General features: G+C 39.4%; 3 protein-coding genes and 1 pseudogene. All 4 read right to left on the bottom strand.

Annotated features, from left to right (window positions below; genetic code table 11):
* Window positions 1–449 (bottom strand): annotated as a pseudogene (locus BHECKSOX2_RS04270) (hypothetical protein); the annotation flags it as partial.
* Between the two features lie 59 nt (window positions 450–508).
* On the bottom strand, window positions 509–1,111 hold the full coding sequence (locus tag BHECKSOX2_RS04275; RefSeq protein ID WP_139682603.1) for a hypothetical protein: 603 nt from the start codon (window positions 1,109–1,111) through the stop codon (window positions 509–511).
* A 1,038-nt stretch (window positions 1,112–2,149) separates the two neighbouring features.
* Window positions 2,150–2,404, bottom strand: a complete 255-nt coding sequence (locus tag BHECKSOX2_RS04280; RefSeq protein ID WP_139682605.1) for a hypothetical protein — start codon at window positions 2,402–2,404, stop codon at window positions 2,150–2,152.
* Entirely contained in the window at window positions 2,405–6,007 is a 3,603-nt protein-coding gene (locus BHECKSOX2_RS04285) for an RHS repeat domain-containing protein (protein WP_139682606.1), read from the bottom strand.
* Window positions 6,008–6,510 lie beyond the last annotated feature (503 nt).

A 6,510-nucleotide genomic window follows, 5' to 3' on the forward strand; every position in this document is an offset into this window, starting at 1 on the left:
CTGTCTCCTCCTTTGGTGAATTTCTTGGGCTTGTTAAATGATGTCCAAGTAATAGATTTATTGCCATTTTTGGTCATATTGCCATTGGCATCGTAAGTGTAGGCTCTGTCTTGGTTGCTGGTATTGATTCTTAGGCCTGTGATTGAATTTGGCGTGTGGGGATGGGTGCTATTAACATTGTTATACTTGTAATCACCAACATCAGCTTTGTTGAGGATATTGCCATTGATGTCGTATTGGTAACTAACGGCATAACTATAATCAACATCATCAATCTTACCGGTGGTGCTTGATTGGGTTAGGCGGTCTAGGGCGTCATAAGTGAAACTTTCACTCAAACCTGAGATATGGTTTTGTCTTTGTGTGACATTGTCCATTAGGTCATATTCATATTCTAGGTTACGGATTTCATCAGGCTGGTTGGATGGATTGTTTAATAAATTGCACACTGACCCTAATTATTTCTAAATTGCACACTGACCCTAATTATTAATAGCGTCCCTTTTTATTAATTAGGCGATGGCAGTCCTTTATAGGTAAAGAATAAAATATTCTTAAGAGGTGTATTAATGCTTACTTTTTTATCTTTGTCTATAAAGCGCCAACTTAATAAAATATATCTACCTTCAAACTTCAAATTTTTAGTATAATCATGAATATATCTTGTGATTATTTTTGAACTCTTTGTAATAGCGTTAAGCAGGTGAGTGTATTCATGCTCAGATTCTGAGCGAACATATAGGTTGATTTCAATATACTTATTGTTTAATTCTTTCTTTTTGGCTACAACATATACATCAGAAAATGCAGAATAAAAATTATTAATCATAACTGTTATGTCTTCTAGAAAAAATAGTACTTTTGATAAATACTTAGTAGGATCATTTTGGCGAAACTTTTCTGCCATATATCCAATACTACAAGATTTTAAAGGCGCTATTTGATAACCCCCTAATTCCTTTAAAACTGGTTGTAAAAACTTGTCACTAGTAACATCTAATACTTTAACAGTGCCTGTTTCTTCCTTGATTTCACATTCTATAACATTAGCGTGTAAATTGATAGATATTGTGCAAACAATAAACAACAATGTGATGTGTAAATATCGCATTAACAAGACCCTCCTAAATTACCACTAGGTGCATAACACGCACCACCAAATTTATAGCCATTTCTATTATTATAACCAGCAGCACCTGAGGATCTTCTCCAAGCTCTGTAAGTATTGGTTCTAGCGACATTACCAAGTGATCCCCCTAAATCAGTGCCAGGATGGTCATTATAACCACCCCCATAAGTCGTATGCCCAAATTCATGAAAAAATATTGTATCTGCTTCCATATGCCCAAAACTTGGGTTTCTAGAAAGCCCATCCCAACGAATACTGTATCCAGATGCATTTGGTTCGCCAGCATCATAAATAATATCTAAATAACCATCTTGTGCAAGGTCTTTTGAAAAAGGACTTTTCGCATATAAGGCTATAGCATCCATAACACCCTGTTTACTACCATCAAAATTACCTTCTGGACCCATATCAGCAATATGGTTCAATTGCTCATCAGAATTGTTAAAAAACCTAACCTGCAATCTCTGCGCAGTATGCATACCCTTATTAAACAAATACCTAAACGCCCCCGTCTGCGCCCCGTTTGCGAATTTACCGCCGCCAATCATCGAGATGGTGCCACCAATAACTGCCTCTATAGCAGTATTGCCAATCATTTCATTAGCCTTACTTGATTTGCCTGAGGATCCAAAGTAAGANTTGGCTAGTTGTATTAAAGGGTCTTTGACATCTAATTGAGAAAAGAGCTCTGAATGAAAAAGATTTGATTGGGTGGATATTGGGCTAGATTTAGTTAACATTTTTTTAAGCAAAACGACCAAGAAATAAGAGGTATTTTAACAAAAGTTGGTTGATTTGTCTAGGGTTATTGTTGGTTTTATTGTTATAAATCAATTTGTTGTGTGGTTTTTAAGGGTTGACTAATTATATAAACCCCAACAACTTCAGATAGCAATCTAAACTTTCTTATTTAGATTTACTTTGTCGTAACGAATGAATTATTTTTTTAAATCCACTTTGAGGGTGAGTTATAAATATAACCGTTAATCATTTACATTCCAGACTTAGATTTTGCATATACTAAAATCCAGACTTAGCTCTTGCATATATTAACATCATGGAGGTAGTTATAAAAGAACTAAGTAAAAAAGAAAAAAAGAAAAAAAGAATAGCGTCTACCTTATTCTTAAACACACCTTTTCGGTACACATATATATGCATATATATTGGCAATAATCCCACCAACAGAATACCTATCCCACCACCTAAATAATCACCTATAAAAACTATAGGATAAAAGATTATGAATGCTAAAAAATTTGCAATTTCTTCCATTTATTTAAATTTATCAATTACTTTTTGATCTACAGAATCCCATGCCGTATTTTTAAATAAATTATTAAAAAAACCATAAGGCCCTTGCCCATAACCCAGAGTTCTAATATGTATAAAACCATTCATTAAAACTGCATCTCTTATTGCCACCCCAGGATCAAGCGTATGACCGGATAATGTTGTATTAACAATTCCTGTAGATGTTGCACTTGAAAGAATAGGGTCTGAAGTAACATATGGGATTACACTTGCAACAAAATATTGTGCATTACCATTGTTTAAAACTCTCCTATCCTGACCAGGAAACGCACCTATAGACTGAATTTGAAGCGCAACACTTGCAATTGAACAACCTAGAGAACTCGTAGAACACACAGCTGGAGATATCACCTCGTAATCATGATTTCCTGATGCAAAAAAGTGCTCAGCGCTGTCATTAAACAAATACCTAAACGCCCCCGTCTGCGCCCCGTTTGCGAATTTACCGCCGCCAATCATCGAGATGGTGCCACCAATAACTGCCTCTATAGCAGTATTGCCAATCATTTCATTAGCCTTACTTGATTTGCCTGAGGATCCAAAGTAAGAGCCAACTGATCCCGCTAAGAAACCAGCGCCAAAACTACCACCCATTCTGTCTTGCACGATACCGCCTGCTAATCCATGAGCGGCTAAGGTTTTCATGGAGCCTGGTTCCCATCCTGGGTTGTAGTGCATTTTGCCATCAGCACCTATTTTACCGCCTCGTAGTCCGCCAATACCCATAAACAACCCTGCTGGCAGCCCTGCACCTTGGGCTGCTTTGCCGCTACCTGTTGCGATATAGGTAACTGCGTAACTCACAGCGTAGGCAATAACCATCTGAGAAAATAGACCTGCTGTAATATCTGCCAAAATGGCTTTGGTCATTTCTGCTGCTATAACAGCAAGGGAAGGATAATTAGTATTGCCAGCATAACCACTTGGATCGGTGTATTTAAGCGGATTATTCATTACATAACTGTATCTATTGTAACTCTGTGTGTTGTACGGGTCTTGAATGTGTGGGTCAGCACTTAAAAAGCGTCCTATCTGTGGGTCATACACTCTACCGTTCATATGGATAAAGCCCATTTCATCAATGTGTTCGTGTCCAGTGAAGCCTCGGTTGGTGAGTGCTGGGATGATGGGGAGCAGTGGGTCGCTGGCGCGCCAGTCGCCTTTGCGTCTTTGTCCGAAGGCGGTGTATGCCATGCGTTCAACGATGTTGCCTTGTCCATCGGTGATGGTGTCTATTGAGCCGAGGTTGTCGTAATGTAGATAACGGGTTTTATCGGGGATTGGTGTTGCTGGTGTATCTGTTGTACCTGATGTGCTTGATGTACCTGCTGCACTCGTTGTGTCGGTTTTGATGTGAATGGCAATCAGTTGTCCATCGGCATAGATGAAGTGCTTGTGCTCGGTGTTGGTGTTTTGCTTGATTTTCTCATAAATCTTGCCAAAGTATTGAGTGGTGATGGTGGTGTTGTCACTGCTTCTTGTTTGTACTTTTTGGTAACGGCTTCTATTAGGTGCATAGGTGAAGGTTGTACTGTCTCCTCCTTTGGTGAATTTCTTGGGCTNGTGAATGGCAATCAGTTGTCCATCGGCATAGATGAAGTGCTTGTGCTCGGTGTTGGTGTTTTGCTTGATTTTCTCATAAATCTTGCCAAAGTATTGAGTGGTGATGGTGGTGTTGTCACTGCTTCTTGTTTGTACTTTTTGGTAACGGCTTCTATCAGGACCGTAGGTGAAGGTTGTGCTGTCTTTGCCTTTGGTAAAGCTTTTTGGTTTGTTGAATGAAGTCCATTGTATGGTTTTGTCATTGTTTTTGGTCATGCTGCCGTTGGCATCATAGGTGTAAGTTCTGTCTTGGTTGTTGGTATTGGTACTGGTATTGGTATTGGTTTTTATCCCTGTGATTGAGTTAGGGGTATGCGGACGAACACCACTAGCAGCGTTGTAACTGTAATCACCGACATCAGATTTATTTATTATGTTGCCATTGATGTCATATTGGTAATCCACTTTATAACTATAATCAACATCATTATTAATCCTACCGGTGGTGCTTGACTGGGTTAGGCGGTCTAGGGCGTCATAAGTAAAGCCTTCACTCAAACCTGAGATGTGGTTTTGTCTTTGCGTGACATTGTCCATCAAGTCGTATTCATATTCTAGGTTGCGGATTTGATTAGTGCTGTTGAAGTTTGATTTGATGGTGTATAGATGACCACTAGCGGGAGAGTACTCCTGTTCTGTTGAAAGACCATTGCCTACTATGTGTCCTGTTAAACGCCCTGCTGCATCACGGGATTTGACACGGTAGAAGTAAATATTAGCTGTATCGTTAAGCATGGCTTGGTAGTGGTTTTTGTTGTCGAGTTTTTTACGCCAGTGTTTGGTTTGATTGGCGGACGCTTGGGCTTGTTTTAAATATTTAGTTGCTTCATTGGCAAAATGATAGCTAATATTAGATCCATAATAGTTTGTATCGTGTACATCCGTGGTAATATCACCATCGCTCTTTTTTTTAGACTCTGAATCAAGTTTTTTTGCTTCTTCTTCAGCAAAGTCTTGTTTTTTTGAGCCTGAAGAATCAAGATATTTTTGTGCTAATGCTAATGATTTTTCTGTCGCATCTTTATAAAACTTAACTCCAGCTTTTGAAATATCTGCCCAATACTCACACTCATATTTACTTTTACACCATGCATAACCATTGATGTTAGATACAGCAGTGCCTTCAAAAACCCTATCAAACTTGCTATCAGTGGTGCTATCAGTATAACTACGCGCTTCATCATCTGCAACATTAACATTAGATAAATGCTGAAAACGCCTAAGTGCAGTAAGATAAGACTCTGCTAATGCTTTATAATATTCTGCTTTTAGTTGTAATATTTCTGCAATTTCATCCAATTTTTCAGCATTGTCTCGTAACTCTTGTGCTTTTTGCGCTAGTTCTGCTGATGTTAGGGAGGAATGATTTGCAATTTTCCTAGCTGAATTTGCACGAGAAACTAAACGATGGGTTTGTTGTTCAAGTTCTTGGACTTTGGTTAGTGTCTTGCTTGCATTCGCTAAACTGTCTTTCGTTAATTTAGCTAGATGGTCCCAATCATAATCACTAATTTGTGATTTGGGTGCTCGTTTTGCCAGTAAGTAACCATATTGATTATAAACATTCTCTACTTTGAATTTTTGCGGGCGAGTTTGGATACTAAGGCGTGAATAACTGTCATAGGTGTTTGTGGTGGTGAGTGTCTCTCCATTGGTGGTTAGCGTGGTTGATTTGACTCTGCCAAGTACATCATAACTTAACTCTTTTTTATAACCATTTGACCCTTTAACAACAGAGAGTTTACCTATGCCATTTGACTTGGTGTCATAAGTCCAAGTGCTGGTGTCTTCCACTTCAACTCTTTGGGTCATTCTGCCGAGTTTGTCGTAGGTCATGGTGCTGGTTTGTCCTTTGGCATCGGTTTGGCTGATGAGTTTGCCTAGGGCGTTATAAGCATAAGTCCAAGTGCCCATATCTGGGTCATTTATCTTGGTTTTGTTGCCCCTAATGTCGTATTCCATAGTGGTGGTAACCCCACCTACAACGGTTTTGATTAGGTTGCCTATACTGTTGTAATGATGCGTGAGCCGTGCATTTTTTGGCTCATCTATGCGGATGATTTCACCAATGGCGTTTTTGGTGGTGGTTTTTTGATGACCCAGGGGGTTGGTTATGGTGGTGCTAAAACCGTTGTAGGTGGTGGAACTGGTGGCAGTTTTGCCATTGTCAGCGGGCTTAGTAGTGCTGGTGAGTCTGCCGATGGCGTCGTATTGGGTGGTGACAAAATAACTTTGTTCATCTACGAAGTAAGGTAGGCTGGCACGCTGGACTCTGCCTAAGTTATCATAGTAGGTGTCGTTATTGATTTTGCGTCCATCAAAGCCAGTGTGTTGTCCTCTAAGGGTGCGATTAAAGGCATCAAAATAAGTGGTTTTGGGGCTGGATCCACTGGTTGTGGTGGTGACTTGGTATAGGCTATTTTGGGGTTCGTTTTTGTATAGGCTATTTGGTGATCCGTTTTCAT

Source organism: thiotrophic endosymbiont of Bathymodiolus puteoserpentis (Logatchev), assembly GCF_900127505.1.
Taxonomy (GTDB): Bacteria; Pseudomonadota; Gammaproteobacteria; order PS1; family Pseudothioglobaceae; genus Thiodubiliella.

Coding starts and splice junctions, on each gene's coding strand:
- BHECKSOX2_RS04275 (WP_139682603.1), bottom strand. CDS start 1,111: ATGCGATATTTACACATCACATTGTTGTTTATTGTTTGCACAATATCT.
- BHECKSOX2_RS04280 (WP_139682605.1), bottom strand. CDS start 2,404: ATGGAAGAAATTGCAAATTTTTTAGCATTCATAATCTTTTATCCTATA.